Below are 26,886 nucleotides of genomic sequence, written 5' to 3' on the forward strand. Positions count from 1 at the left end.
GACGGACGAGCGCCGTTGTATCGCCAGATGACTTACTTGGTGACCAGCTCGACCGGTGTTTCGATCACGCCGTTGGCACCGCTGTCGACTTTCTCGCCCTTGATGATTTTCAGCGCGGTTTCGATACCGAACACGGCTTGCTTCGCAGCAAACTGATCAGCCGTGGCCAGCACGCGGCCGTCCTTGAGCATTGGCTTGATCGCGTTGATGTTGTCGTAACCGACGACCTGAACCTGGCCCGCCTTGCCGGCGGCACGGACGGCGGAAACGGCGCCGACCGCCATGCTGTCGTTACCGGCCAGCAGCGCTTTGACGTCCGGATATTCGCTGAGGATCGAAGCGGCGACCTTGTTGCCCTTGTCGATTTCCCAGTCACCGGATTGCAGCGAGACCACTTTGATCTGCGCGGCTTCCATCGCGTCCTTGAAACCGGCTGTGCGTGCCTGCGCGTTGGTGGTGGTGGACACGCCTTCGATGATGCCGACCTCGTCGCCCGCCTTCAGTTGTTTGGCCAGGTATTCGCCGACCAGACGCGCACCCTTGCGGTTGTCCGGCCCTACGAACGGCACGTTGATGTTTTTGCTTTTGACCACGGCGGGATCGAGCTGGTTGTCGATGTTGATCACGGTGATACCGGCGTCTACAGCCTTCTTGATCACCGGCACCATGGCTTTGGAGTCGGAAGGCGCGATCACCAGTGCGTTCACCTTGGCCAGGATCATTTGTTCGACGATGCGGGTCTGGCCGGCGGTGTCGGTTTCGTCCTTGATACCGTTGGAGACCAGATCGAAATCGGCGGAGTGTTCTTTCTGGTAGGCCTTGGCGCCGTCTTCCATGGTCAGGAAGAATTCGTTGGCCAGAGATTTCATGACCAGCGCGACCTTGGGTTTTTCCGTGGTTTCGGCGAACGCCGAGGAGACAGGTAGTGCAGCGGCTGTAGTAGCCAGCATAGCGACAGCAAGAAGACGTGCAGCGAAGGGCAGCTTCATGGGTTCACTCCGATCTTATGATTATTGTGAGCAACGTTTGCGTTCACGTAAGCTACGTCACGGCTGTATGGACATGTGCCCTGCTAAAGCCGCGCAAACGTTTGCGTAGACCGAACTATGAGAATCCCGCCGACTTTTGTCAACAATCAGAAATCGTCATTTGTTGTAGGCCGAATCGCTGACTCGGCCATCTGGTGCTTCAGGCGGTCGTGTTGACCAGGCCACCGCTGGTAGCGCTTTTCGACATTTCCTTGACCAACGCACCCGCCACTTCCGCAAGTGCGGCGCTGGTTTGCGCGATCTGGCCCTGAATCGACATCACTGCCTGGGACTTCGCTTCGGGAGTCGGATAGCTTGCAGCCTGAGCCGCAGCCAATTGCTGTTGCTGCTCCTGAAGTTGCTTTTGCAATTCCTTCATCCGCTTGAGCAACGTCTTGACGGTAATGCTGAGATTGCTGTCAGCCTCGGTTTCACTGTTTTCCTGCACAGGCCCCCCACCGGTTCTGACCTGATTCTTCTCAGTCTTCTCGGTACCCAGCGCCTGCGCCGATGCCTCGTTGGTCGCGTAGTTCAGGGTGTTGATCGTCGCTGCAGTTTTACCGCCGATGGTGACTGCAGCGGGATTGGCAAAACCGACCGTCAGTGACATGTGAACTCCTAAGATTTGGTTTCCTTGAGGACGCATCGGCCCGAAAGCGCATTTCTTTAGCAGGGATTTGTCACTCGCCCTGCATTTCAAACATTGCCTATCGGTGCGCCGAACAATAATCCGCCCGTCGTTCGGGATCCCGGATGGGTTAGTCAGCAGGAGTATTCTGACTGTCGAAAAATATTGATGTAAATCATCGGGTTAAACATTTTCCGCAGGCACATTACGCATGGTATGAATCCTGCTCCCCTCCCTGCACCTCGAGCATTCAGATCGGCTTGGGGCGCATCTAGATGAACCTGCATCAGCACCGTCTCACGACTAGAGAGAAAAATAATGAAATCTGCTTTCAATACCTTGATTCCGGGCGCATTGGCCCTCCTCCTGCTCCTGCCAACCGCCGTTCAGGCAAAAGAAGTCGAATCCCAGACCCAACTGGCCAACGTAGTCGTTCTCGCCACGGGCGGCACAATCGCCGGCGCAGGCGCGAGCGCCGCAAACAGTGCCACTTATCAGGCAGCCAAAGTCGGTATCGAACAACTGATCGCCGGCATTCCCGAGTTGAGCAAACTGGCTAACGTGCGTGGCGAACAAGTCATGCAGATCGCTTCGGAAAGCATCACCAACGACAACCTGCTGCAATTGGGTCGTCGCGTTTCCGAACTGGCTGACAGCAAGGATGTCGACGGCATCGTTATCACCCACGGTACCGATACCCTGGAAGAGACCGCTTACTTCCTGAATCTGGTCGAGAAGACCGACAAGCCGATCATCGTCGTCGGCTCGATGCGTCCGGGCACTGCCATGTCGGCAGACGGCATGCTCAACCTGTACAACGCCGTGGCCGTGGCGAGCAGCAAAGAGGCGCGCGGCAAAGGCGTGCTGGTGACCATGAACGACGAGATCCAGTCCGGTCGCGACGTCAGCAAAATGATCAACATCAAGACCGAAGCATTCAAAAGTGCCTGGGGCCCGCTGGGCATGGTCGTTGAGGGAAAATCCTACTGGTTCCGCCTGCCGGCCAAGCGTCACACCATGGATTCGGAATTCGACATCAAGAACATCAAGAGCCTGCCTGACGTCGAAATCGCCTATTCCTACGGCAACGTCAGCGATACCGCCTACAAGGCACTCGCCCAATCAGGTGCCAAAGCGATCATCCACGCCGGCACTGGCAACGGTTCGGTCTCCTCTCGCGTAGTTCCATCCCTGCAAGCACTGCGCAAGGATGGCGTGCAGATCATTCGTTCTTCCCACGTCAATGCCGGCGGTTTTGTCCTGCGTAACGCCGAACAGCCTGACGACAAATATGACTGGGTTGTCGCCCACGACCTGAACCCGCAAAAAGCCCGCATCCTGGCGATGGTCGCACTGACCAAGACCAACGACAGCAAAGAGCTGCAACGGATGTTCTGGGAATATTGATTGACCTTCGCCTGATCAGCTCTCGATCAGGCAATTGCGCACCACCTGCCGGATTTGGCGGGTGGCGCCTCCCTTACACACCTCAAGTATTCTTCCCACAAAAAACTCGACGAGCCTTACACCAAAATCGGAAACCTGCTGTCAGAGGATTTTCTTGAATTTTAAGCAGTTGCGAAATCGCTTACAGTTAAATACTGTATGCACGTACAGCTTAATAAGGATAACCTCGTGGCCACCTCTCCTGCTGCTCCTGACGCTTACGAACGCATGGGCATGCGCGTTCAGAAAATCATCAATTCCCCCACCGCACAAAAAGCCAAAGCCGCACTGATTTTCCGTTTGCCGGATGAGCCGATGGATGACTGGGAGCGCTTGCTCGAGGAAATCGACGAGAACGACAACGTTACCCTCGCTTATCGCGATGACGGTGGCGTGCAGATTTTTTGGGTTGTGCCGAAGGAAGACTGATTCAATGAGTGTCCGCTGTGTTGCTTTGCTGTTGTTATTTATTGCCGTAGGCGCCCAGGCTGGCGCCCCACGCACCTTTTCCGAAGCCAAGAAAGCCGCGTGGAAACTCTACGCGCCGCAGTCCACGGAGTTTTACTGCGGCTGCAAGTACACCGGCAACAAGGTCGATCTGAAAGCTTGCGGTTATGTGCCACGCAAGAACGCCAAGCGTGCATCGAGAATCGAATGGGAGCACATCGTGCCGGCCTGGCAGATCGGTCACCAGCGACAATGCTGGCAGCAAGGCGGACGCAAGAATTGCACACGCTACGACCCGGTTTATCAAAAGGCCGAAGCTGATTTGCACAATCTGGTGCCGAGCATTGGTGAGGTCAACGGTGACCGCAGCAACTTCAGCTACGGCTGGTTGCCGGTACAGTCCGGTCAGTACGGATCCTGCCTGACCCAGGTCGATTTCAAGGCGAAGAAGGTCATGCCCCGCCCTTCGATTCGCGGCATGATCGCCCGCACCTATTTTTATATGAGCAAACAATACGGACTGCGATTGTCGAAGCAGGATCGGCAGCTGTATGAGGCGTGGGACAAGACTTATCCGGTGCAGGACTGGGAGCGTCAGCGCAACCAAAGCGTGGCTTGCGTGATGGGGCGCGGCAATGAATTTGTCGGCTCGGTGAATCTGAAAGCCTGCGGCTGATCGCAGCACAAAATAAAAAGGCCTCGAGCGTTATGCTCGAGGCCTTTTTCATATCTGTGCGTCCGAGCCGGTTTGAAGGCGCTTCGCTTATGGCGTAAGCGGATGCTCGATCACCACCGATTCGATATTTTGTTTCTTGGCTTTTACCAACGCCGCATCGACCTGCACCTTGCGCGCCTCGGCGTCAGCCTGGGAATTGAACGGACCGATCAGAATTCGTGTTTTACCGCTACCGTCCTTGACGACCGTTGGAACGAAAGCGTGCTCGATCAACCAGCCGCTCAGGTCACTGACGGCCTGAGGCGTTTCGCCACGCACTTCCAGATCCCACTGTGGCGCGGCAACCGCCGGCGCAGTTGCAACCTTCGTCTCAGGCTTCGGCGCATCTACATTTTTGCCATCACCGCAGCCTGCCAATGCCAGTGCCGCTACCAGCCAAACCAATTTGCGCACAACGCTGTCCTCGGAATTCGTAAAGCGGCGATCTTATCATTCATAAATACTTCGCGAGCCCCGCAAAATGGGCACAAAACAACGAGAATGATGATTGCAGCCTCTGTATAGTTACGCCCTGGGAATTAATGCCGCATCTGCGCGTCAGAAAGAGGCACCCAAACCGTGAGACTTCGCACTAATCTATAGATACCACCGACCTCTGCACTGTCTGAATCAGGTGCCCTACAAAGCAATCAAGGAGAAGACCATGCTGATACTCACCCGCAAAGTCGGTGAAAGCATAAACATTGGTGATGACATCACGATCACCATCCTCGGAGTCAGCGGCCAACAGGTTCGCATCGGCATCAACGCTCCGAAAAACGTGGCAGTGCACCGTGAAGAAATCTACCAGCGCATCCAGGCTGGCCTGACCGCCCCGGACAAGCCGCAAACGCCCTGAGCCACACTGCCTCACGTAGCCAGTCCTTTTGCCACCGTGCAAGACTGGCTAAAGATTCACGCGCCGTTTAGCCATCCGCATTTCACCCCGCTGGGCACGGCGCCTGAAGCAGGCTAACTCCCTTCATTGGTCCCCTCCTCCTCACTTGCGCCGATATTACCTTTCACTCCTGGAGCTGGCTGTCGGACGTTTCCGAGAGAGCGCGGAGAATTTCGCCTTCTAAGTGAGTATTACCCCACGCGCCATGCCTGTCGCCGCGACCATCATCAAGATCAGGAGCAGCGCTTCAACGTGACTGATTCGCGCGTACAGCCTGGCACGTCCGATATCAGGCGCTGCCCCGCGCGATGATGCGATACGCCATTTGATGAGCGTGACCATCGGTGCAAACTCCATGAGAAGGATCAGCACAAACAGCGTCATCTTCAAATGAAACAGCGGCTGATGCAGGTAATAGTCAGAGCCTTTCTCATAACCGCCAAATGCACGCATGCCACCGGTGACCAGCAGCGCCAAAGCCGAAAGTCCCCACAGATTATCAGCAAGCAAAACACGCTTGACCTCTCCCGTGCCGGCCGCGAGCTGGCTGAATGCTCTACCACGCGTCAGTACCGCCCAGAAAGCCAAGGCGAAAGCGAATAGATGAACAGCCGCAAGAATCCACTGACTCAGCATCGACGTACTCCTTTATAAAGAGTTGGAAATCGGCCAGTCAGTAGTAGACGAAAACACGGGACCTCGCTCGGAGGTGATGGAGGGATAAATGCCCAAACGCCAAATCGCAGGCAAAAAAAATCCCAAGCAGCTGATGGAAGCTTGGGATTTAAAAATGCATAAACCGTGGTGGTGAACGCGGGATGGATGTTACTTAAATTCACAATCACCAACAAGGCTTTTTCGATAGCCGGTTGGAGGAAAAAAGCTGTAAGCCTTTAAATATCCACATCTTTTTTATCAAACAGGAGCATGCAGCGCACCAGGGTGGCGCGTTACAACCTGCGTTGCCGGAAGAATCGCGTGTCACAGGCCATTCCTGTGAACCGTAGTTGCCCGTCATTTTCAGATCCAGCCAATCTGGTGAGCCTCGCCGTAGCACAACCGAGGCACCGAAGGATGAACATACGTTCATCGAAATCATCACTGCAAGCGTCTAGTCTGCGGGTTCCGACATAGTGACTACAGGAGTAACCCACCATGTTCTCGCACGAAAGCATCCCGCTCATCATCATCTTCATCATCATGCTGCTTGGCGTCCTGGCTACTGTCCTCCATCCGGTGCATGCGCTGATCACCTGGCTTCGCAGGCGAAGCGAAGGACCTTCCACCAGCCGCGCGCAAAAAGCAGAATCACGCTGATTATTCCCACATACGCCCGGCAAGGTCCGGGCTTTCTTTCGCCTGCACGAATCCTCGGTAACTCCCCGTCATCAGCCAATTGTGGAGCGGAACACCGTCAGGGTTTACCCCAGGAATACTTCAAAGCGCTACTGGGCCACGTAGAAGAGCAAATGACGAAGCACTACCAGGAGGGACATGGCGACAAGTCGATCGACTATGTTGAGGTGAGCGCCGAATTGGCGTTCTGAGGTGGGAGCTCTGCAAAAGCTTTGCAAAAGTTTTGCAAATCGCAGACAACAAAAAAGGGCCCACCTTTCGGTGAGCCCTTCCAGACCGCCCAGCAGAGCGGATTTTGTTTGGTAGGCGCGATTGGACTCGAACCAACGACCCCCACCATGTCAAGGTGGTGCTCTAACCAACTGAGCTACGTGCCTGCTGTGAGGCGGCATTCTACGGAATTCCGGAGGGGTGTCAACACCTTTTTTTCACCTAACCCTATGAATATGCAAAATATTTAATTTCGCCTCGGCCAAGAAGATTTTCCGGTGGCTGGCGGAGGTTTTTCAACTCGGGTAGGATCGACGCTCTCGTAAAATATATTAAACAGAGGCGGCAGGATGGCGAACACCCAATACCCAGAGTCTTATTACGCTGCGTCGGCCAATGCCGCACCGCCACGTCCTGTGCTGCAGGATGATGTGGAGACGGACGTCTGCGTGATCGGTGCCGGGTATACCGGGCTGTCCTGCGCTTTGTTTCTGCTGGAGAACGGTTTTCGCGTAACCGTGCTGGAAGCGGCCAAAGTCGGTTTTGGCGCCTCGGGCCGCAACGGTGGGCAGATCGTCAACAGCTATAGCCGCGACATTGACGTCATCGAACGCACGGTCGGCCCCAGGCAAGCGCAACTGCTCGGTGAAATGGCCTTTGAAGGCGGTCGGATCATTCGCGAGCGCGTGGCGAAATACAACATCCAGTGCGACCTGAAAGACGGCGGTGTATTCGCCGCCCTCTCCGCCAAACAAATGGGTCACCTGGAATCGCAAAAGCGCCTTTGGGAGCGCTTCGGCCACACGCAACTCGAACTGATGGATCAACGCCGCATCCGTGAAGTGGTCGGTTGCGATCAGTACATCGGTGGCATGCTCGATATGAGCGGCGGCCACATTCATCCGCTCAACCTGGCACTTGGCGAAGCAGCGGCAGTCGAGTCTCTCGGCGGCACCATCTATGAGCAATCACCTGCCGTGCGCATCGAGCGCGGTGCCAATCCGGTCGTGCATACGCCGCAAGGCAAGGTCAGGGCCCGGTTCATCATCGTCGCCGGCAACGCCTACCTCGGTAATCTGGTGCCGGAACTGGCGGCCAAATCGATGCCGTGTGGCACTCAGGTGATCACCACCGAGCCGCTGGGCGACGAGCTGGCGAAGGCGCTATTGCCGCAGGATTACTGCGTGGAGGATTGCAACTATCTTCTCGACTACTACCGGCTTACTGCAGACAAGCGCTTGATCTTCGGCGGCGGCGTCGTCTACGGCGCGCGTGATCCGGCAAACATCGAGGCGATCATTCGCCCGAAGATGCTCAAGGCCTTCCCGCAACTCAAGAACGTCAAGATCGACTACGCCTGGACCGGCAATTTCCTGCTGACCCTTTCGCGCCTGCCGCAGGTCGGACGCCTGGGCGACAACATTTATTACTCGCAGGGCTGCAGCGGTCACGGCGTCACCTACACGCATCTGGCTGGCAAAGTCCTCGCCGAAGCGTTGCGCGGTCAGGCCGAGCGTTTCGATGCCTTTGCCGACCTCCCCCACTACCCCTTCCCCGGCGGGCAACTGCTGCGTACACCGTTTGCCGCGCTGGGCGCCTGGTATTACGGGCTGCGCGATAAATTCGGGATGTAAAAAAAGGGCCGCAAATTGCGGCCCTCTTCATTTCTACGTAAAGCTCAAAGCTGATCCCGAGCAATCCCGTTGCGAATCCGCAGGATATCCGCCAGCACCGCCAGCGCAATTTCCGCCGGTGTCTTGCTGCCGAGGTTGAGGCCGATCGGCGCATGAATCCGCGCCAGCTCCGCCTCGCTCAAACCACCAATGCGACGCAAGCGCTCAAAGCGTTTTTGCGATGTCTGCAGCGATCCCATCACACCGACGTAAAACGCTTCGGTGCGCACCGCTTCCATCATCGCCAGATCGTCGATACGTGGATCGTGGGTCAGCGCCACCACTGCTGTGTCGCGATGGCAGCCACCGTCGGCAATGAACACCGAAGGCAACTGCCGACGGATTTCCACGCCATCAAGCACCACACCTTCGAGCACTTCATCACGCGGATCGCAAAGAATCACTTCGAAGCCAAGCCCTACCGCGAACTCGGCACAGGCCTGAGCCACACTGGAATAGCCAGCGAGCAACAAGCGCTGTGCTGCGCCGATACGAATGCGCACCCGGTCGATCTCACGCTCGATCCGCGCGCCCTGCTCGCGATCAGCAAACACAGTGCGCGCACCGCTGCTCAAATCGACCTCGCGAATCAAACGTCGCTGACCGAGCAACGCCGATTCCAGTTCACGCAGATGCGCCTGTACCTCGCAGTCGGCGTCAAGTTTCTCCACCAACACATCGAGAATGCCGCCACAAGGCAGACTGACCCGCGAGCGCGGATCGTCGCCTTCGCCGTAGCGCACGACGCTGACCGCCTCGAGAAACGCACCTTCGGCGACGCGCTGAAGAAAATCCTCCTCGATGCAACCGCCCGACAGCGAGCCGATCCACCGCCCGCCGTCGTTCACCGCCAGCAGCGAACCCGGCGCGCGCGGTGCCGAGCCGTAGGTGCTCAGCACTGTGCACAGCCAGATTCGCTGCCCGGCCACCGACCATTCCAGCGCCCGGCGCACCACTTGCAGATCGAGATGCTGCATATCAGTGGGCCTTGTGCTCGACGCTCGGCGCGTCGGTTTGCAGCTTCTGCACTTCGCTCACTGCCAGCTCAGCGCTCTGCCCGCCCCAACCCTGACGCAGATAGTTGAGCAGATCGGTCAATTGCTCCGGACTGAGCTTGTCGGCAAAACCCGGCATCGGCTGCATGTGTTCGAACCCGGAGAACTTCTGTTCGCCAATGCCATCTTCGATCACGCGCAACAGGTTGCGCGGATCGTCCAGGCGCAACGTGGTGTTGCCGCGCATGGCCACTGCGATGTGCGGCTTGCCTTCACCGCCAGCCGCGTGGCAACCGGCGCAGACGTTGAGGTATTCCTGACGGCCGCGCTGGGCACTCGGGCTGAGCTTGTCCAGCGGCACTTCGACGAGCTCTTTGGCTGGCGGAGGTTGCTCACCCAGCAGGAATGTTGCCATTGCTGCCAGATCAGCATCGCTCAGCCCCTGAGTACTGTTGTGGAACACTGGGAACATTTCGTTGAACATCGTTCCTTGCGCGCTCATTCCGTGCTTGAGAAACGTGCTCAGATCCTGCTGATTCCAGCCGCGCGCAGCCAGGTCAGTGGCCAGCAGGCTTGGTGCCAGATAACCATTGAGGATGCCGCCGGTCATGCGCTTGTCCATTTGCATCGCGCCCGGCAGGCCCCGTGGCGTATGGCATTCACCGCAGTGACCGAGAACGTCGACCATATACTGGCCGCGCTTCCACGCCTCACTTTTGCCTTCGGCGGGCTCGAGCTTGACGTCTTTGCCGTAGAGCATGTTCCATCCGGTCAGCCCCAGACGGACGTTGAACGGAAAGCTCAGGCTGGTTACCGGTGCAGCGCGCTCGATCGGCTCGATGGTTTTCAGATACGCGTGAATCGCATCGGAATCGGCGCGCGGCATCAGGTGATACGAGGTGTACGGCATCGCCGGATAGAGATTCGCGCCGTCGCGACGCTTGCCTTCGGTCAACGCGGCGAAGAACTCGTCATCGTTGTACAGACCGATGCCGTGTTCCTTGCTCGGGGTGATGTTGGTGCCGTAGATCGTGCCGAACGGCGAGACGATCGGCAGGCCGCCGGCATAGGGCGCGCCACCCGGTGCGGTGTGGCAGGCCATGCAATCGGCGGCGCGAGCGAGGTATTCGCCGCGCTTGACCTGATCGTCGGCGTGGGCAAAAAACGCTGGCGCAGCGACGCCAACCGCTAGGGCCAAGCGGGTCAGTAAACGCTTCATGCTCAACCCTCCTTGACCAGACCAAGATCGGTCAGCACGTTGCGCGTGGCGTTGTAATAACGCACATACCCGGTGCAGCGGCAGACGTGGTGGCCAAGACTGTCCTCGATCACCTGTTCAAGCTGACTTTTGACGATCGGCTGGCGTTGCAGCTTCTCGACCAACACCGTCGCGGCGTTGACGAAGCCCGGCGCGCAGTAGCTGCACTGGAAGGCGAACTCGTCGACGAAGCGCTGCTGGATCGGATTGAGCTCGGTGACCTGACCTTGCTCGTCGCGGCTGGCATGGCCTTCGATCGTGCGAACTTTCTTGCCCTCGAAGTAATGCGCGCCGGTGATGCAGGTGCGCACTTCTTCGCTGGTGCCGTCGGGGTTGTCGACGATCACTACGCAGGCGTGGCAGATGCCCTGGCCGCAGCCCAGACGCGAGCCGGTGAGGTTTTTGTATTCGTGCAGGTAGTCGATCATCGGCAGGTCATCAGGGATGTCCACCGGACCGACGGATTGACCATTGAGGGTCAGTTGAAGCGGACGGTTAGCCATTGAGGGCCTCCTTGATGCGCGCAGCGGTGATAGGCAGGTCACGAACACGTTTACCGATGGCATGCGCCACGGCGTTACCGATGGCACCGACGATCGGGATCATCACCACTTCGGCGATGCCTTTGGACGGATCGCTCGGCGACAGTGGCGGCAGAATTTCCGCGGTCTGTTTCCACACTGCAACGTGACGCGCCATCGGCAGACGATAACGGTTGAAGTTCCAGTCACCCTCCCCCGGACCGCCTTCGTACAGCGGCATCTCTTCCATCAGCGCATGGCCAATCCCCATAGCGATACCGCCTTCGAGCTGGCCCTTGACCAACTCTTCAACCAGCACGCGACCGCACTCGATCCACGAATGGTGATTGAGCACCTGGACTTCCGCCGAGCCTTTGTTGACCTTCAGCTCCACCAGGGTGGCGACCGGGCTGTAATAGGTCACGGCGGCGTTGTTCAACTGCACCACCGGGTAGTTGACGTTCTGCCGATCGAGCAGGTGGAAGCCAGCGCTGTTCATCTGCGCTTTCTTCGCTCGCGGCGCGCCATCGCCGTATTTCACCGCCAGACCGTCGAGCGGCAGGCGCTCGCGCACACCGTCGATGCTGTACTCGGCCTCGGCCCAGCTCCAGCGGTTGAAACCGTGCACCGTCGCGCCGGTCACCAGACCGCGTTCGTGGGCGTGTTTGGCCAGCTCTTCGAAGCTCAGCGGTTGCATGCCGTTGGCGGTCAGCTTGCCATCGACCCAATGCGCATCTTCGCGACGCACCACGTAAGGGTTGGCCTGGCCGCCGTACGGGCCCTGACGCCAGATCTCCAGCGCCGCCGGCCACAAACCATGGTTGAACAGCACGCGTGCCGCTTCCCGGGTCGCATGACTGAAGTAATAGGCGGAGTTGGTCGCCGACGACGCCGAGGCCAGCTTGCCGACCCAGCGCGGGTTGCGCAGCAGATTGTCCTGCTCCGCCTGACTCATGATGTACGGGTTGCCGCTGGTGATCAGCTGCATTTCCTGCCATTCGGTTTCGCCGGTCTTCACATCGTGCGCCGGGCTGCCGAGGAAATCGGCGACGACCAACGCTTGCGAGGTGGACATGCCGGTGCCGATTTCGATACCAATGTGGCGCAGCGTGATTCGGCCATCAGCGGTGAATTCGATGCTGGCCATCGGCGCTTCGGAGCCGGTGCCGAAATCTTTCTGGCAGATGGCGAAACCGACGCCGTACCAGTTATCCGGGTCTGCCGCTTCACGTTGCTGCTTGATCGCATCGCGGTTTTTCCAGACCTCGTGCACCGAGGCCTTGTCGAGAATTTCGTGCAGGCGCAGCGCACCGGCCGGGATCGCGCCCTGAGTATTCTTCATGCCGGAACGCAGAGCGTTCCTGCGGCGCAAATCGATCGCGTCGACACCCAGGCGATTGGCGATCTCGTCGACCATCATCTCGGTCGCCGCCATGCTTTGCAGGGTGCCGTAACCGCGCATCGAGCCCGCCTCGACCGCACGCGAGTGATACGCGGTGACTTGCAGATCGTTCTGCGGCATGTAATAGATCGACTGCGCTGCTGTGGCACCAACCGCCGCCACCGATGGGCTGTAGTTGACCCGACCGCCACCGTCGACGCTCATTTCCGCGCGGAAAATCTTGAAGGTGTAGTCGTTCTTGTCCACGGCCAGCTGATAGCGGATGTCGAACGGGTGACGCTTGATGCCGCTCTGGAACTGCTCGTAGCGATCATTGGCCAGACGCACCGGCACACCGGCGCCGTACAGCGCGGCCAAGGCTGCATAGTAGACAAAAATGTTGTGGTCTTTGGAGCCATACCCGACGGTGTAACCCGGGTGCATGTTCAGATTGGCCAGGCCAAACCGCGACGGCCCGATCATCTTCGCGGTCTCGGTCGCGACTTCCAGCGGGCACTGGGTCGCCACGACAAAATGCAGGGTTTTGGTTCTGGGGTCGTACCAGCCGTTGCCGTTGTCCGGCTCGAGGGCAGCCGGTTCGATGGACGGAGTTTTGTAGCGCTCATCGAACACCAGCCAGTTGTCCGGCGGCGTGTCGATTTCCTGCTTCATGCGGTCAGCGTAGAACAGGCCGCGCTCGGTGAGGTTGCCATGCAGGTTCGGCGAGGCATTCCACACCGGACGGCGGTTCTTCAGCATCGGGAACAGGATCGAATCCTTGAGGCTGGCGAACTCGTCTTCATCCGCCGAAGTCGCGCCGCCGACGCGCACGTAGCGGAAGCTGCCGTAGGGATCGCCTTCGTAGAACGGCACCTTGGCGCCGTAACGAATCGCTTTGTCATTGAATTTGAGTTGGTTCTTGGCCTGACGGAAACGCTCGAAATCGTTCCAGATAAGGATCGCCACCGGATGACCGATGAACATCGGCACTTTGCCTTCTGGCAGCAATGGATCGGGAGCGTGCTCTTCGGGAAAGACGATACCGTCCTTGTCCAGATCGGCAGCGGTGACGATGCGGTCGGGCTGCAGATCGGCGCCGAGCCACGACAGGTCGTAGCCTGCGTAGATGCGGTCGGCCTTGATGGTTTTCAGCAGCATCGCGTGGCCCTGTTGCTCAGGCCAGCCGGGCATGTCCTTGGCGCGGATGTCGCGGGCAAACACTTTGCTGCCGCAGACCTTGGACAGGGCATCGTTGCGTTGGCGCGCCTTGCCGTTATTGCCGAGCCATTTCTCGGACGGCACGGTGACGCTGTTTTCCATCAAGGCAGCCAGCGCCTGACTGCTGAGCGGCGTAAGCGTAACGCTCACACCCGCCACCAGCCCGCCCTGGAGGAACGAGCGCCGGGATATTTCACGGTTGGACATGGATCATCCTCTAGGCGGTTATAGGTCCGCCCTTGTGGTTATCTACTGGGGATCTCGAGTCGTGCAGAAGCTCTTTCTGGCGAAGCAAAGAGCTGTGTTGACAGTGCAAAGCTGACCGAAAGGTTAACTTTAAAGGTTTCTGCGCTCGCAGCAAACAACCAGTTACAAAAACCTGACCAAATAATCAAAAAAATCAATGCGACGTGGGATCGCAGGGGATTTGCAGGGATTCTTGTAGGAGCTGTCGAGTGAAACGAGGCTGCGATCTTTTGATCCTGTTTTTTAAAATCAAGATCAAAAGATCGCAGCGTGCCGCAGCTCCTACAGGGGATTTGTGCAGGAGTTCGAGAGGGGAATAGCCAAATTTCAGACACAAAAAACCCCGGCCTTTCGACCAGGGTCTTTGCTATCGGGTCCGAATCAACCAATGGTTGCTTACGGTGCTTCAAGGCGTTCAGTGGTCCTTGAAACAGATATGGCGCAGCGGACGGGACTCGAACCCGCGACCCCCGGCGTGACAGGCCGGTATTCTAACCGACTGAACTACCGCTGCGTATCGCTTTGAGCTTGCGCTCAAGTAACTCGTTTTGACTGCAGGCTTCGGTGCCTGGCAATCGCGAACCAGATAAATCTGACTCGTAAAATATGGCGCAGCGGACGGGACTCGAACCCGCGACCCCCGGCGTGACAGGCCGGTATTCTAACCGACTGAACTACCGCTGCGCGTCGGTGCAGGCACTTTCAGCCTACTCTCTTGCTTGTGCAAGCTTCTCGGGAGTGGTGGGTGATGACGGGATCGAACCGCCGACATTCTGCTTGTAAGGCAGACGCTCTCCCAGCTGAGCTAATCACCCGTTTGCATCTCCGAGGCCGCGAAATTTACGCAGGTGGCGAAGCTAAGTCAATAGCAGGATTGGAGTTTTTCTGAAAAAGACAAAATTGCTTCATTCCTGAAGAAGCCATCGACCCATAGACCGCATTCGCGAGCAGGCTCGCTCCCACAGGACGCGGCTTCGCTTGTTATTCGGTGTAGATCATCTTCTTGGTCATACCGCCATCGACGACGAATTCCTGGCCGGTGACAAACCCGGCATTGCGCGACAGCAACCAAGCGACCATCGCCGCCACATCCTCGACCGTTCCCACCCTGCCCGCCGGATGCTGGGCATGATCGGCATCGGCCAGAGGTTGGGCGCGCCGTACCGAGGGATCACGCGCATCGATCCAGCCCGGGCTGACGGCATTGACTCGAATTTCCGGCCCGAGGCTGATGGCCAGCGCATGGGTCAGCGCCAACAATCCGCCCTTGCTCGCGGCGTAGGCCTCGGTATCCGGTTCCGACTGCCCGGCGCGGGTCGAGGCCAGGTTGACGATCGAACCGTTGTGGGCACGCAGATACGGCGCACAGTGCTTGGCCAGCAACATTGGCCCGCTCAGGTTCACCGCCAGCACCCGATTCCAATAGGCGAGATCGAGGCTTTCCAGAGTGATGTTGTGCGGATCGGCCACCGCCGCGTTGCAGACCAGCGCATCCAGGCGACCAAACTGACCCAGCACCTCGGCCACGCCCAGCGCAACCTGACTTTCGTCCGCGACATCCATGGCGATAAACCAGGCATTCTCGCCCAGCACCTTCGCCACTTTCGAACCACGCGCCCGATCGAGATCGGTCAGCACCACTTGCCAGCCCTCGCTGATCAGCCAGGCGGCAATGCCCAGACCGATGCCACGCGCGGCACCCGTGACCAACGCAACGCGGCCATGGGTACCTGCGGTCGGGGTAGACAACTCGATCACAACGCGGCCAGACCGCGCGCCAGGTCGGCTTGCAGGTCAGCGACGTCCTCCAGACCCACCGCAACGCGGATCAGGCTGTCACGAATGCCCGCCGCTTCACGCTCTTGCGGCGCCAGACGCCCGTGAGAGGTGGTGCTCGGGTGCGTGATCGTGGTCTTGCTGTCGCCGAGGTTGGCGGTGATCGAAATCAACCGCGTGGCATCGATAAAGCGCCAGGCGCCCTCTTTGCCGCCCTTGACCTCGAAGCTGACCACAGCACCGAAGCCCTTCTGCTGGCGCTGGGCCAACTCGTGCTGCGGATGGCTCTTGAGACCGGCGTAATGGACTTTCTCGATGCCGTCCTGCTGCTCCAGCCATTCGGCCAGCGCCTGAGCGTTGGCGCAATGCGCTTTCATGCGCAGGTTGAGGGTCTCGAGGCCTTTGAGGAAGATCCACGCATTGAACGGGCTGAGGGTCGGCCCGGCGGTACGCAGGAAACCCACCACTTCCTTCATCTGTTCGCTGCGTCCGGCGACAACGCCGCCCATGCAGCGGCCCTGACCGTCGATAAACTTGGTCGCCGAGTGCACGACAATGTCCGCGCCGAGCTTCAGCGGTTGTTGCAGCGCCGGGGTGCAGAAGCAATTGTCGACCACCAGTTGCGCGCCCTTGGCATGGGCAATTTCTGCCAGCGCGGCGATATCTACCAACTCGGCCAACGGATTGGACGGCGACTCGACAAAAAGCAGTTTGGTGTTGGACTTGATCGCCGCGTCCCAGGCCGACAGATCGGCCAGCGGCACGTAATCGACTTCGACGCCGAAGCGTTTGAAGTACTTTTCGAACAGGCTGATGGTCGAGCCGAACACACTGCGCGACACCAGCACATGATCGCCAGCACTGCACAGACTCATCACAACCGCCATGATCGCAGCCATGCCGGTTGCCGTGGCGACGGCTTGCTCGGCGCCCTCCAGCGCGGCAATGCGTTCTTCGAACGCGCGCACGGTCGGGTTGGTGTAGCGCGAATACACGTTGCCGGGCACTTCGCCGGCAAAGCGCGCCGCTGCATCGGCAGCGGTGCGGAACACGTAACTGGAGGTGAAGAACATCGGGTCACCGTGTTCGCCTTCCGGCGTGCGGTGCTGACCGGCACGGACGGCCAGGGTATCGAACGCTACGCCTTCGAGGTCGCTGTCCAGCCGACCGGCATCCCATTCCTGACTCATGCTGTCTCTCCTTGCTGTTCTCGAACAATAAATATCAGATACAAAACCGGCCCCTCAGGGCCGGTGGAAACTCAGTTGTTGTACAGATCGATGATCGCACTGACTGCCTGGGTCTTGACCTTCGAGGCATCGTTGCGCGCCTGTTCGATCTTGTCCAGGTAAGCCTCGTCGACGTCACCGGTCACGTACTTGCCATCGAATACCGCGCAATCGAAGTTTTCGATCTTGATCTTGCCGCCGCCGACCGCTTCGATCAAGTCAGACAGGTCCTGATAGATCAGCCAGTCTGCGCCGATGAGGTCGGCCACGTCCTGGGTCGAACGGTTGTGCGCGATCAGTTCGTGAGCACTCGGCATGTCGATACCGTAAACGTTCGGGAAGCGCACCGCAGGTGCCGCCGAGCAGAAGTAGACGTTTTTCGCACCGGCTTCGCGGGCCATCTGGATAATCTGCTTGCAGGTGGTGCCACGCACGATCGAGTCATCGACCAGCATCACGTTCTTGCCGCGGAATTCCAGCTCGATGGCATTGAGCTTCTGGCGTACCGACTTCTTGCGCGCCGCCTGGCCGGGCATGATGAAGGTGCGGCCAATGTAGCGGTTCTTGACGAAGCCTTCGCGGAATTTCACGCCCAGGTGATTGGCCAGTTCCAGCGCAGCGGTACGGCTGGTGTCGGGAATCGGGATAACCACGTCAATGTCGTGCTCAGGGCGCTCGCGCAGGATTTTCTCGGCAAGCTTCTCGCCCATGCGCAGACGCGCCTTGTAAACCGACACGCCGTCGATGATCGAGTCCGGACGCGCCAGGTAGACGTGTTCGAAAATGCACGGGGTCAGCGACGGGTTGGTTGCGCACTGACGGGTGTGCAGCTTGCCGTCTTCAGTGATGTACACCGCTTCGCCCGGCGCGAGGTCGCGAATCAGGGTGAAACCAAGCACGTCCAGCGAAACGCTCTCCGAGGCAATCATGTACTCGACGCCTTCGTCAGTGTGACGCTGGCCGAACACGATTGGACGAATGCCGTGCGGGTCGCGGAAACCGACGATACCGTAACCGGTGATCATCGCGACAACGGCGTAACCACCGACGCAACGGTTGTGCACGTCGGTCACGGCGGCGAAAACGTCCTCTTCGGTCGGCTGCAGCTTGCCGCGCTGGGCCAGCTCGTGGGCGAACACGTTGAGCAGCACTTCCGAGTCGGAACTGGTGTTGACGTGGCGCAGATCGGATTCGTAGATCTCTTTGGCCAACTGTTCAACGTTGGTCAGATTACCGTTGTGCGCCAGGGTGATGCCGTACGGCGAGTTGACGTAGAACGGCTGAGCTTCGGCCGACGTCGAGCTGCCGGCGGTCGGGTAGCGGACGTGACCGATACCCATGTGGCCGACCAGACGCTGCATGTGACGCTGCTGAAACACGTCACGCACCAGGCCATTATCCTTGCGCAGGAACAACCGGCCATCATGGCTGGTCACGATACCGGCAGCGTCCTGGCCGCGGTGCTGGAGCACGGTTAGCGCGTCATACAGCGCCTGATTGACGTTCGACTTACCGACGATACCGACGATGCCACACATGCGACGCAACCCCTACTTAATGGATCTGAACTGAACAACACTCACTGAGGCGTTTTCGCCGTCGGCAAGAGCTGCTCCTTGAACGGAATCTCAGCGGGTACGCTGATTCCGCTGGCAAGCCACTGACTGCTCCACCCCAGTATCAGGTTTTTGGACCAGTCGGCGACCAATAGAAACTTGGGCACGAGCTGTGATTCTTTCCACCACCCGTCCTGCTGTACCGGCCCCAGGCTCAACAGCCCGACCGCCACGACCACCAGCAACACGCCACGCGCTGCGCCGAAGGCCATGCCGAGGAATCGATCGGTCCCGGACAACCCGGTGACGCGAACCAACTCGCCGATAAGATAATTGATCATTGCGCCCACGATCAGTGTGGCGACAAACATGATGGCACAGCCCGCGATCACGCGAGCCGATGGGGTTTCGATGTATCCGGCGAGGTACTCGGACAGTGAGCCACCAAACATCCAGGCAACCGCTCCTGCGATGATCCAGGTCAGCAGCGATAAAGCTTCCTTTACGAAGCCGCGGCTCAGACTGATCAAAGCGGAGATGGCGATGATTGCAACGATCGCCCAGTCAACCCAGGTAAATGGCACAGTGCAGCCTACAGACGGATAAGGCGGCGCATTTTAGCAGAGCGCATGGCTGTCGGTAAGCTGCGATTGTCTGTGCTTTTCAATCGAGGTGATAGATTTCAGCCACGTTCAGGCTGAAAACGGACAACGAAGCCCTTGAGGTTCTGCTGGCGACTCAGCAGATCGCGCAGGCGATCAGCTTCGGCGCGCTCGATCAGCGGACCGACGAACACCCGATTCTTGCCGTCAGCCGATCGAATGTAGGCGTTGTAGCCTTGGCTGCGGAGGTTTTTCTGCAGGCTTTCGGCGCTGGCACGGCTGGACAGACTGGCCAGTTGTACCGACCAGCTCACCGACAGACCGTTGGCATCGACGCGGCTCTGCGTGGTATCGGGCTTGCTCGTTGCAGAGGTGATCGGCTGGGCCGGCGCCGGTATCGGCTTGGCCACCGGTGGCGGCGTCGCCGGGCGGGCAATCTGCGCAGGGATGGTCGGTGCTGGCGCAGCCGGGGCAGCCGGAGCAGCAGGCACTGCTTCTTCAGCGACCTCTTCGGCAGTCGGCACCGGCTCTTGCGGCAAAGCCTGCGGCTCAGGCACGGCGACCGGGTCCATTTGCACTTGCGGCAGGGCCGAAGGCTGAGGCGCAGCCGGGGCCTCGACTGTCACCTGACGCTGCTCGTCCTGGCGGGAAAACAGCATCGGCAGGAAGATCACCGCCAGCGCTACCAGCACCAGCGCGCCGACCATGCGCTGCTTGTACGCTTTATCCAGCAAAGCCATTCGCCGCTTCCTCCGTGGAGCGCCGGGCCAGCCACTCAAGGGCCTCGGCGACACAATAAAATGATCCGAACAACAGAATCTCGTCGTCGCTGGTCGCTACCGCGCACTGCCCTTCCAGAGCAGCGGCGACGCTGTCGTAGGACGCGACCGAAGCGCCAAGGTTCTGCAGCGCGGCCTGCAACTCCGCGACCGGACGCGCGCGTGGCGAATCCAGCGGCGCGACAGCCCAATGCGCGACACTAGCATTCAATTCGCCAACAACACCATCCAGATCCTTGTCCGCCAGCAGGCCGAACACCGCCAGGTGCTTGCCAACCGGCGGCCGCGCGGCCAGACGACGCGCGAGATATTCGGCGGCGTGCGGGTTGTGGCCAACGTCCAGCAACAGGTTCAGGCGCTTGCCATTCCATTCGAACGATCGACGATCGAGGCGTCCGACCACGCGCGTCGCCTGCAACGCCGCGACAATCTGTTCGGCATTCCACGGCAAACCCGTCAGCAGATAGGCTTGCAGCGCCAGTGCGGCGTTCTCCATCGGCAGATCAAGCAATGGCAAATCGTGTAACTCGACTGCCTGCCCCTGTGCATCAGTACCGCGCCATTGCCAATGCTGCTCGGTGATGCCGAGATCGAAATCGCGTCCACGCAGGAAGAGCGGGCAAGCCAGTTCGTGCACCTTGTCGAGCAGTGGTTGCGGAGGATTCAGATCGCCACACAAGGCCGGCTTGCCGTGACGGAAGATCCCGGCCTTTTCGAAGGCTACGGATTCGCGGGTATCGCCCAGATAGTCGGCATGATCGACGCCAATGCTGGTGACCAGTGCGATATCGGCATCGACCACATTGACCGTGTCCAGACGTCCGCCCAGCCCCACCTCAAGCACCACAGCGTCAAGCGCGGACTGTTGGAACAGCCAGAACGCCGCCAGGGTACCCATCTCGAAGTAAGTCAGGGAAGTGTCGCCGCGGCCAGCCTCGACCGCAGCAAAGGCTTCGCACAGCTGGGCGTCAGTGGCTTCGACGCCATTGAGCTGCACCCGCTCGTTGTAGCGCAGCAGGTGCGGAGAATTGTAGACACCAACGCTCAGGCCCTGCGCGCGCAGCAACGAAGCCACGAACGCGCAGGTCGAGCCCTTGCCGTTGGTGCCGGTGACCGTGATCACCCGAGGCGCCGGCTGGCCCAGCCCCATGCGGGACGCTACCTGTTGCGAACGCTCCAGGCCCATGTCGATGGCCGACGGATGCAACTGCTCGAGGTAGGCGAGCCATTCACCAAGGGTGCGCTGGGTCATACGTTGGCAGGCACCGGCGGCACCACGATCGGCTCGATCGGCGCGGCGACGAACTTCGGCGTCGGCTTGCCGGTCATCTGCGCCAGCAGGTTACCCAGACGCGGGCGCAGTTCCTGACGGTGGATGATCATGTCGATGGCGCCGTGCTCCAGCAGGAATTCGCTGCGCTGGAAGCCTTCCGGCAGTTTTTCGCGCACGGTCTGCTCGATAACACGCGGACCGGCGAAGCCGATCAGGGCTTTCGGCTCGCCGACAATGACGTCGCCGAGCATCGCCAGACTGGCCGACACACCGCCGTAGACCGGGTCGGTCAGTACGGAAATGAACGGAATGCCTTCTTCACGCAGACGCGCCAGCACGGCCGAGGTCTTGGCCATCTGCATCAGCGAGATCAGCGCTTCCTGCATGCGCGCACCACCGGAAGCAGCGAAGCAGATCATCGGGCAGCGGTTTTCCAGTGCGTAGTTGGCAGCGCGAACGAAGCGCTCACCAACGATGGCGCCCATGGAACCGCCCATGAAGTTGAATTCGAATGCCGAAACCACCACCGGCATGCCCAGCAAGGTACCGCTGACCGAGATCAGCGCGTCTTTTTCGCCGGTCTGCTTTTGCGCAGCAACCAGGCGATCCTTGTACTTCTTGCCGTCGCGGAATTTCAGGCGGTCAACCGGCTCCAGATCGGCGCCCAGTTCGTTGCGGCCTTCCGGATCGAGGAAGATGTCGATGCGCGCACGTGCGCCGATGCGCATGTGATGGTTGCACTTGGGGCAAACGTCCAGGGTCTTTTCCAGTTCCGGACGGTACAACACCGCCTCGCAGGACGGGCATTTGTGCCACAGACCTTCAGGCACCGAGCTCTTCTTGACCTCCGAGCGCATGATCGAAGGGATCAGTTTGTCTACTAACCAGTTGCTCATGCTTTCTTTCTCCAGTACCGGCGGCCCGAACGCTCTGGTTCGCAGCCCCGCGTATGCCCTTGAGCTAAATTCATGTGTGTGGCGATGGTTGATGAACGGTCGCGGTCAGCGCGAAACATGACCTGCGTACGATTCAGCAACCCTCAGCCGCGCCTGCTTTGTGCAAGTGCATTGATGGACGGCGGCAGACTGCCAGCCGTCACATCGACGATATATTGCCGCGCACCGCGTTGATGAATGCGCGAATCTTCTGGTGATCCTTGATGCCTTTGCTCGCTTCTACCCCGCCGCTGACATCCACCGCGTAGGGCTTGACCCGTGCTACCGCGTCGGCAACGTTCTCCGGCGTCAGGCCACCGGCCAGAATCAGCGGTTTGCTCAAATGCTGCGGAATCAGTGACCAGTCAAACGCCTCGCCGGTTCCACCGGGCACCCCTTCGACATAGGTGTCGAGCAGCACGCCACTGGCGCCGGGAAAGGCATCGCAGGCAGCAGCAATGTCATCACCCGCTTTGACCCGCAGCGCTTTGATGTAAGGACGATGCCAGCCTTCGCATTCTTCGGCGCTTTCGTCGCCATGGAATTGCAGCAGATCCAGCGGCACCGCATCGAGGATTTCTCCCAGCTCGCAACGGCTGGCATTGACGAACAGCCCGACAGTGGTCACGAACGGCGGCAGCGCCTTGATGATCGCCCGCGCCTGCTGCACGTTCACCGCTCGCGGGCTCTTGGCGTAGAACACCAGGCCGATCGCGTCGGCACCGGCTTCGACCGCGGCCAATGCATCTTCGATGCGGGTAATGCCGCAGATCTTGCTGCGAACGGCTGACATGTCAGGAAAACCTCAAGGCAAAATCCGAAAACGTCCCGGATGGTAACAAAAGCGTTCGAGGGCGTCAGCCGTCAAGTTCGGAGAAACCCGTAAGGAAATGTGGCCCGATAAAGCGCTCGGGCAACGGGAATTCGTCGTGGTACTCGACCTGCACCAGATACAACCCGTATGGATGCGCCGTCACCCCGCCGGAGCGACGCTCGCGGCTTTCCAGCACTTCCTTCATCCACTCCACCGGACGCTCACCGGCACCGATGGTCATCAGCACACCGGCAATGTTGCGCACCATGTGGTGCAGGAACGCGTTGGCACGAATGTCGAGCACGATCATCTTGCCGTGGCGGGTCACGCGCAGATGATGCATCTTCTTGATCGGCGACTTGGCCTGGCACTGACCGGCCCGGAACGCGCTGAAATCGTGGGTACCGATCAGGTATTGAGCCGCCTCGGCCATACGTTCGACGTCGAGCGGACGGTGATTCCAGGTGATTTCTTCGTTGAGGTGCGCCGGGCGAATCTGATCGTTGTAGATCACATAGCGATAACGCCGCGCGATGGCTTTGAAGCGCGCGTGAAAATGCGCCGGCATGACCCTGGCCCAACTGACGCTGATGTCGTGGGGCAGATTGATGTTGGCGCCCATGACCCAGGCTTTCAGCGAGCGATCGACCTGGGTGTCGAAGTGCACCACCTGGCCACAGGCATGTACGCCGGCATCGGTACGCCCGGCGCATTGCAGGGAAACCGGCGAGTTGGCGACTTTCGACAAGGCTTTTTCCAGCTCTTCCTGCACCGTCGCCACGCCGGTCAGTTGCCGCTGCCAGCCGCTGTAGCGCGAGCCTTTGTACTCAACGCCCAGCGCGACGCGGTAAAAGCCGTCGGGCGCCATTTCGGCGACCGGGTTATCTATGTTTGCCAAGGTGGGACAGCCTGCTGATTTGCAAAGGCGGGCATTATAAGGCGGTGGGCCGGGGATGCCAGTTTCAAGATCAAAAGATCGCAGCCTTCGGCAGCTCCCACATGGGAATGCGCCCTCTGTAGGAGCTGCCGAAGGCTGCGATCTTTTGATTCCAGTGACTCAAACAAAAACGGCAGCCCCACCGGGCTGCCGTTTTTGTCTACTGCTGAACTCAGACCAGGTTGGAAAGCATTTCCTTGGCCTCGCCCCGCTGCTTCTCGTCACCCTCGGTCAACACTTCGTTGAGGATGTCACGCGCACCGTCAGCGTCGCCCATGTCGATGTAAGCCTGGGCCAGATCGAGTTTGGTCGCCGCTTCGTCAGTCCCGGCGAGGAAGTCGAAATCGTCTTCGCCCAGATCGTCACCCATCGCAGCGTCCGCTTCGGTAAAGGTCGGCTCGGCCATGCTTTGCGACAGGCGATCCAGCTCGGCATTGACGTCGTCCAGTTCGGCCGCGAAGGCGTCCGGCTCGGCGGCGGGATTGGTGTCCATTTCGTCTGCCAGCGACAGGTCGAAATCGGCCGGCAACTCCAGATCGTCCTGCGGCACGTCGGCGACTACCGGCGTCTCGACCGGCGGCAGATCTTTCACACCGTCATCCAGATCGAGCAGGAAGTCATCTTCAGCCAACGTGGCCGGCGATGGTTCGGCGCCGAGGTCCATGTCCAGATCGAAGTCCGACAGATCGTCGAGATTGTCTTTCATCTCGGTCTGCTCTTGCAGCACCGAGGCGAAGCTCAGATCGTCTTCGGCCGGGAATTCATCCAGCTCGACCGGCGCTTCTGGCTCAACCACTGGCGCAGGATCTACCGGGGTGATGTTGTCGAGGTCGTCCAGACTCAAATCGAACGCCGTGTCCAGATCGTCAGCAGCAGGCTCAGGCGCTTGTGGCTCGTCCTGCAACAGTTCCTTGACATACTGCGCGTCCAGCTCGGCAGCGACGGCCGCAGCCGCGAGCCCACCGGCAGCAACCACGGCCATGGCCGGGAAGCGGCTTTTCAGCGCTTCGACCTTGGCGAAATTGTCGCCGTTGGCCACCAGTTGACGCTCTTGCGCAACGAACGCATCGCGGTCGCCCTGCTGACCGTAGACTTCCATCAGCTTCAGGCGCAGATCGCTGCGTTCCGGCTCGAGGCTGACGCCCTCTTCCAGCAGCGCGGCGGCCTGGTTCAGGCGACCGGCGTTGATGTGCGATTGCGCCTTGTCAAGGACGTCATCCGAGCGTTCGCCGGCCGGGGCCACCAGAGGCGCGGCGATCGGCGCGGCCATCACCACCGGAGTGACAACCGGTGCGGGCGTTGGCGCAGGTGCCGGAGCAGGCGTGTTGAGCTTGACGCTCGCCGCAGGAGTTTCCAGGCCAGAGAAGCTGCTTTCCGGCAAATCATGCTCGGCGGAAAACTCTTGTTCTTCAGCCAGGGCGCGCGCCATGCGCAGGTGCTTTTCGGCTTCCTGCTGAGCTTTGCGACGACGCGCCAGCAGCAACAACAGAAGCAGCAGAACCACCGCACCGCCGCCGATCAGGCCGAGCAGGATCGGATTGGTCAGCAGTTCGTTGAAAGCTTTGTCATCGTCAGCAGCGGGCGTGGTTTCAACCACCGGCTCGACGACCGGCTCGACCGGCGTTTCCGCTGGAGGCGCAATGGCCGACTCCGGAGTGGGTGAAGCGGCTGCGGCGTCCGCCGGGGTGGCCGGCGGAGTCGCGGCCAGCTCGGCAGTGATCGCCGGCACCGGCGGCACAGCAGCAGTGGCGCCAGGCGCAGCGCCGGCGCCGTCGGCCTGCATCTTCGCCAGCTGATTGTTCTTCAGCTCGATCAGCTTTTGCAGCTTGTCCAACTGGCTCTGCAGATCAGCCATTCGGCTTTTCAGTTCCTCGTTGTCACGACGGGTCGTGTCGAGGTTTTCCTGAGTGATTGCCAGTTTGTTGCTCAGCGCCTTGGCGTCGCCCGCCGGGCCTTTCGCACCGGGCTTGGCGCTTTCTGCCGAGACCAGGCTCAGATTGTCCTGAGTGTTGGGCGCCGCACCGGTGTTGCCACGGCCGCGATTGGTCGCATCCAACTGCTGCTGACCGGTGCCCGGCTTGGCCACGTAACGACGACCCTGACGCCAGGCTTCGTTCTGCGCCGCCACTTCAGCGATGGCTGCCGATTGCGGCAGCGCGGTGCTTTGTACCGAGTCCGGCAGACGCAGCACCTGACCGGTTTTCAGACGGTTGATGTTGCCGTCGATAAAGGCATTCGGATTGAGTGCTTGGATCGCCAGCATGGTCTGCTGCACCGATCCGCCGTTACGCGCCTTCGCGGCGATTTCCCACAGGGTGTCGCGCGGCGTAGTGGTGTACTGATTGCGATGGGTGGCGCCAGTGGTTGGCGCGGTGATGGTCTGCGACGGCGCCGGTTGCGCAGCGGCGTCAGCGGTCTGCGGCGAAAACTTCGACGGATCGAGCAGCACGCTGTAATCACGTAGCAAGCGGCCATTGGGCCACATCACCTGCACGAGAAACTTCACCATCGGTTCCGACAGCGGTTGGCTCGAGGTCACGCGCAACACGCTTTTGCCGTTGGCGTTGAGCACCGGGGTGAAGGTCAGATCATTGAGAAAGGCCTGGCGATCGACGCCGGCCTTGGCGAAATCTTCGGGTGAAGCCAGGCTCGGCACCACCTCGGCGGCGGTGAGATCCTTGACGTCGAGCAGCTCGATTTCAGCCACCAACGGCTGGTTCAGGGTCGACTTCAGGGTCAGCTCCCCGAGCCCGAGGGCATGCGCCATACCGGAGGACAGCGCCGAGGCGGCCGCTATTGCTAACACCAGTTTGCGAACTTGAACCATAGCCTCATCCTTTGTTTGAACGTTCCTCGGCCAGCGAGAAGCTTTTGAATACCGCTGCCGTAAGGCATTGCGCGCGACGACGGAAGTCGCCGCGCGCGATCATTTCTGTGCTGCCCCGGAAAGTCCCGGAGAGTGACT

Annotated in this window: 24 protein-coding genes and 4 tRNA genes; 6 read left to right on the plus strand and 22 right to left on the minus strand. The window is 59.8% G+C overall.

What is annotated here, in order from left to right:
- Window positions 1-32: 32 nt before the first annotated feature.
- Together AC0Z4S_RS19735 and AC0Z4S_RS19740 are read right to left on the minus strand one after the other, a co-directional pair.
- Window positions 33-989: a substrate-binding domain-containing protein gene (locus AC0Z4S_RS19735; protein WP_485624295.1), complete on the minus strand. Its 957-nt coding sequence runs from the start codon at window positions 987-989 to the stop codon at window positions 33-35.
- A 199-nt stretch (window positions 990-1,188) separates the two neighbouring features.
- Window positions 1,189-1,638 carry a hypothetical protein gene (locus AC0Z4S_RS19740; protein ID WP_485624296.1) on the minus strand — a complete coding sequence of 150 codons (450 nt, stop codon included), beginning with the start codon at window positions 1,636-1,638 and terminating at the stop codon, window positions 1,189-1,191.
- Window positions 1,639-1,974: 336 nt separating this feature from the next.
- Between AC0Z4S_RS19740 and AC0Z4S_RS19745 the strand changes: the two genes are divergently transcribed.
- The 3 genes from AC0Z4S_RS19745 (at window position 1,975) to AC0Z4S_RS19755 (ending at window position 4,225) form a co-directional block, all read left to right on the plus strand.
- Window positions 1,975-3,063 carry an asparaginase gene (locus tag AC0Z4S_RS19745; RefSeq protein ID WP_485624297.1) on the plus strand — a complete coding sequence of 363 codons (1,089 nt, stop codon included), beginning with the start codon at window positions 1,975-1,977 and terminating at the stop codon, window positions 3,061-3,063.
- Between the two features lie 198 nt (window positions 3,064-3,261).
- Window positions 3,262-3,531, plus strand: coding sequence for a DUF1654 domain-containing protein (locus AC0Z4S_RS19750; protein ID WP_016774035.1), 270 nt, complete (start codon window positions 3,262-3,264; stop codon window positions 3,529-3,531).
- A gap of 4 nt (window positions 3,532-3,535) precedes the next feature.
- On the plus strand, window positions 3,536-4,225 hold the full coding sequence (locus AC0Z4S_RS19755; RefSeq protein ID WP_485624299.1) for an endonuclease: 690 nt from the start codon (window positions 3,536-3,538) through the stop codon (window positions 4,223-4,225).
- An 87-nt stretch (window positions 4,226-4,312) separates the two neighbouring features.
- Here AC0Z4S_RS19755 and AC0Z4S_RS19760 read toward each other — a convergent pair whose 3' ends face one another.
- Entirely contained in the window at window positions 4,313-4,678 is a 366-nt protein-coding gene (locus AC0Z4S_RS19760; protein ID WP_253500724.1) for an SPOR domain-containing protein, read from the minus strand.
- A 250-nt stretch (window positions 4,679-4,928) separates the two neighbouring features.
- On the opposite strand from AC0Z4S_RS19760, the gene csrA reads away from it, so the two are divergent.
- On the plus strand, window positions 4,929-5,123 hold the full coding sequence (gene csrA / locus AC0Z4S_RS19765; RefSeq protein WP_003179932.1) for a carbon storage regulator CsrA: 195 nt from the start codon (window positions 4,929-4,931) through the stop codon (window positions 5,121-5,123).
- A 219-nt stretch (window positions 5,124-5,342) separates the two neighbouring features.
- Here csrA and AC0Z4S_RS19770 read toward each other — a convergent pair whose 3' ends face one another.
- Window positions 5,343-5,798, minus strand: coding sequence for a DUF2214 family protein (locus AC0Z4S_RS19770; RefSeq protein WP_485624301.1), 456 nt, complete (start codon window positions 5,796-5,798; stop codon window positions 5,343-5,345).
- Window positions 5,799-6,317: 519 nt separating this feature from the next.
- On the opposite strand from AC0Z4S_RS19770, the gene AC0Z4S_RS19775 reads away from it, so the two are divergent.
- Window positions 6,318-6,479: a hypothetical protein gene (locus AC0Z4S_RS19775; RefSeq protein WP_485624302.1), complete on the plus strand. Its 162-nt coding sequence runs from the start codon at window positions 6,318-6,320 to the stop codon at window positions 6,477-6,479.
- A 339-nt stretch (window positions 6,480-6,818) separates the two neighbouring features.
- On the opposite strand, the gene AC0Z4S_RS19780 is transcribed toward AC0Z4S_RS19775, so the two are convergent.
- Window positions 6,819-6,895, minus strand: a tRNA-Val gene (locus tag AC0Z4S_RS19780).
- A gap of 183 nt (window positions 6,896-7,078) precedes the next feature.
- Between AC0Z4S_RS19780 and AC0Z4S_RS19785 the strand changes: the two genes are divergently transcribed.
- Complete coding sequence (locus AC0Z4S_RS19785; RefSeq protein ID WP_485624303.1) at window positions 7,079-8,362, plus strand: NAD(P)/FAD-dependent oxidoreductase; 1,284 nt, start codon at window positions 7,079-7,081, stop codon at window positions 8,360-8,362.
- 44 nt (window positions 8,363-8,406) lie between these two features.
- On the opposite strand, the gene AC0Z4S_RS19790 is transcribed toward AC0Z4S_RS19785, so the two are convergent.
- The 17 genes from AC0Z4S_RS19790 to AC0Z4S_RS19870 all read right to left on the minus strand — a co-directional run bounded on the left by AC0Z4S_RS19790 (window position 8,407) and on the right by AC0Z4S_RS19870 (window position 26,748).
- On the minus strand, window positions 8,407-9,378 hold the full coding sequence (locus AC0Z4S_RS19790; protein WP_485624305.1) for an XdhC family protein: 972 nt from the start codon (window positions 9,376-9,378) through the stop codon (window positions 8,407-8,409).
- A 1-nt stretch (window position 9,379) separates the two neighbouring features.
- On the minus strand, window positions 9,380-10,615 hold the full coding sequence (locus AC0Z4S_RS19795) for a c-type cytochrome (protein ID WP_485624307.1): 1,236 nt from the start codon (window positions 10,613-10,615) through the stop codon (window positions 9,380-9,382).
- A gap of 2 nt (window positions 10,616-10,617) precedes the next feature.
- Window positions 10,618-11,157 carry a (2Fe-2S)-binding protein gene (locus tag AC0Z4S_RS19800; RefSeq protein WP_101159989.1) on the minus strand — a complete coding sequence of 180 codons (540 nt, stop codon included), beginning with the start codon at window positions 11,155-11,157 and terminating at the stop codon, window positions 10,618-10,620.
- Window positions 11,150-13,981: a xanthine dehydrogenase family protein molybdopterin-binding subunit gene (locus AC0Z4S_RS19805; RefSeq protein WP_485624309.1), complete on the minus strand. Its 2,832-nt coding sequence runs from the start codon at window positions 13,979-13,981 to the stop codon at window positions 11,150-11,152. Before AC0Z4S_RS19805 ends, AC0Z4S_RS19800 begins: the two co-directional genes overlap by 8 nt.
- A gap of 476 nt (window positions 13,982-14,457) precedes the next feature.
- A tRNA-Asp gene (locus AC0Z4S_RS19810) sits at window positions 14,458-14,534 on the minus strand.
- A 93-nt stretch (window positions 14,535-14,627) separates the two neighbouring features.
- A tRNA-Asp gene (locus AC0Z4S_RS19815) sits at window positions 14,628-14,704 on the minus strand.
- A 55-nt stretch (window positions 14,705-14,759) separates the two neighbouring features.
- Window positions 14,760-14,835 (minus strand) — tRNA-Val (locus tag AC0Z4S_RS19820).
- Between the two features lie 166 nt (window positions 14,836-15,001).
- Window positions 15,002-15,778, minus strand: a complete 777-nt coding sequence (locus AC0Z4S_RS19825) for an SDR family oxidoreductase (protein ID WP_485624310.1) — start codon at window positions 15,776-15,778, stop codon at window positions 15,002-15,004.
- Window positions 15,775-16,986 (minus strand): O-succinylhomoserine sulfhydrylase, encoded by a 1,212-nt coding sequence (locus tag AC0Z4S_RS19830; protein WP_471879718.1) that lies wholly within the window; start codon window positions 16,984-16,986, stop codon window positions 15,775-15,777. The genes AC0Z4S_RS19825 and AC0Z4S_RS19830 overlap by 4 nt, the downstream gene beginning before the upstream one ends.
- 71 nt (window positions 16,987-17,057) lie before the next feature.
- Entirely contained in the window at window positions 17,058-18,563 is a 1,506-nt protein-coding gene (gene purF, locus AC0Z4S_RS19835) for an amidophosphoribosyltransferase (RefSeq protein ID WP_485624312.1), read from the minus strand.
- Window positions 18,564-18,604: 41 nt separating this feature from the next.
- Window positions 18,605-19,165 (minus strand): CvpA family protein, encoded by a 561-nt coding sequence (locus AC0Z4S_RS19840; RefSeq protein ID WP_016773942.1) that lies wholly within the window; start codon window positions 19,163-19,165, stop codon window positions 18,605-18,607.
- A gap of 98 nt (window positions 19,166-19,263) precedes the next feature.
- Window positions 19,264-19,923: an SPOR domain-containing protein gene (locus AC0Z4S_RS19845; RefSeq protein WP_485624314.1), complete on the minus strand. Its 660-nt coding sequence runs from the start codon at window positions 19,921-19,923 to the stop codon at window positions 19,264-19,266.
- Window positions 19,907-21,214 carry a bifunctional tetrahydrofolate synthase/dihydrofolate synthase gene (folC, locus tag AC0Z4S_RS19850; RefSeq protein ID WP_485624315.1) on the minus strand — a complete coding sequence of 436 codons (1,308 nt, stop codon included), beginning with the start codon at window positions 21,212-21,214 and terminating at the stop codon, window positions 19,907-19,909. Before folC ends, AC0Z4S_RS19845 begins: the two co-directional genes overlap by 17 nt.
- Entirely contained in the window at window positions 21,211-22,131 is a 921-nt protein-coding gene (gene accD / locus AC0Z4S_RS19855) for an acetyl-CoA carboxylase, carboxyltransferase subunit beta (protein ID WP_016773939.1), read from the minus strand. Before accD ends, folC begins: the two co-directional genes overlap by 4 nt.
- 199 nt (window positions 22,132-22,330) lie before the next feature.
- The gene (locus tag AC0Z4S_RS19860) at window positions 22,331-22,963 is read right to left on the minus strand and encodes a phosphoribosylanthranilate isomerase (protein WP_485624317.1); all 633 of its coding nucleotides are present in this window, start codon (window positions 22,961-22,963) and stop codon (window positions 22,331-22,333) included.
- 64 nt (window positions 22,964-23,027) lie between these two features.
- On the minus strand, window positions 23,028-23,852 hold the full coding sequence (gene truA, locus AC0Z4S_RS19865; RefSeq protein ID WP_047600206.1) for a tRNA pseudouridine(38-40) synthase TruA: 825 nt from the start codon (window positions 23,850-23,852) through the stop codon (window positions 23,028-23,030).
- A 241-nt stretch (window positions 23,853-24,093) separates the two neighbouring features.
- Entirely contained in the window at window positions 24,094-26,748 is a 2,655-nt protein-coding gene (locus AC0Z4S_RS19870) for a motility hub landmark protein FimV (RefSeq protein ID WP_485624318.1), read from the minus strand.
- Between the last annotated feature and the right edge of the window lie 138 nt (window positions 26,749-26,886).

The organism is Pseudomonas sp. 1L-B-1-E-C1 (assembly GCF_057291835.1).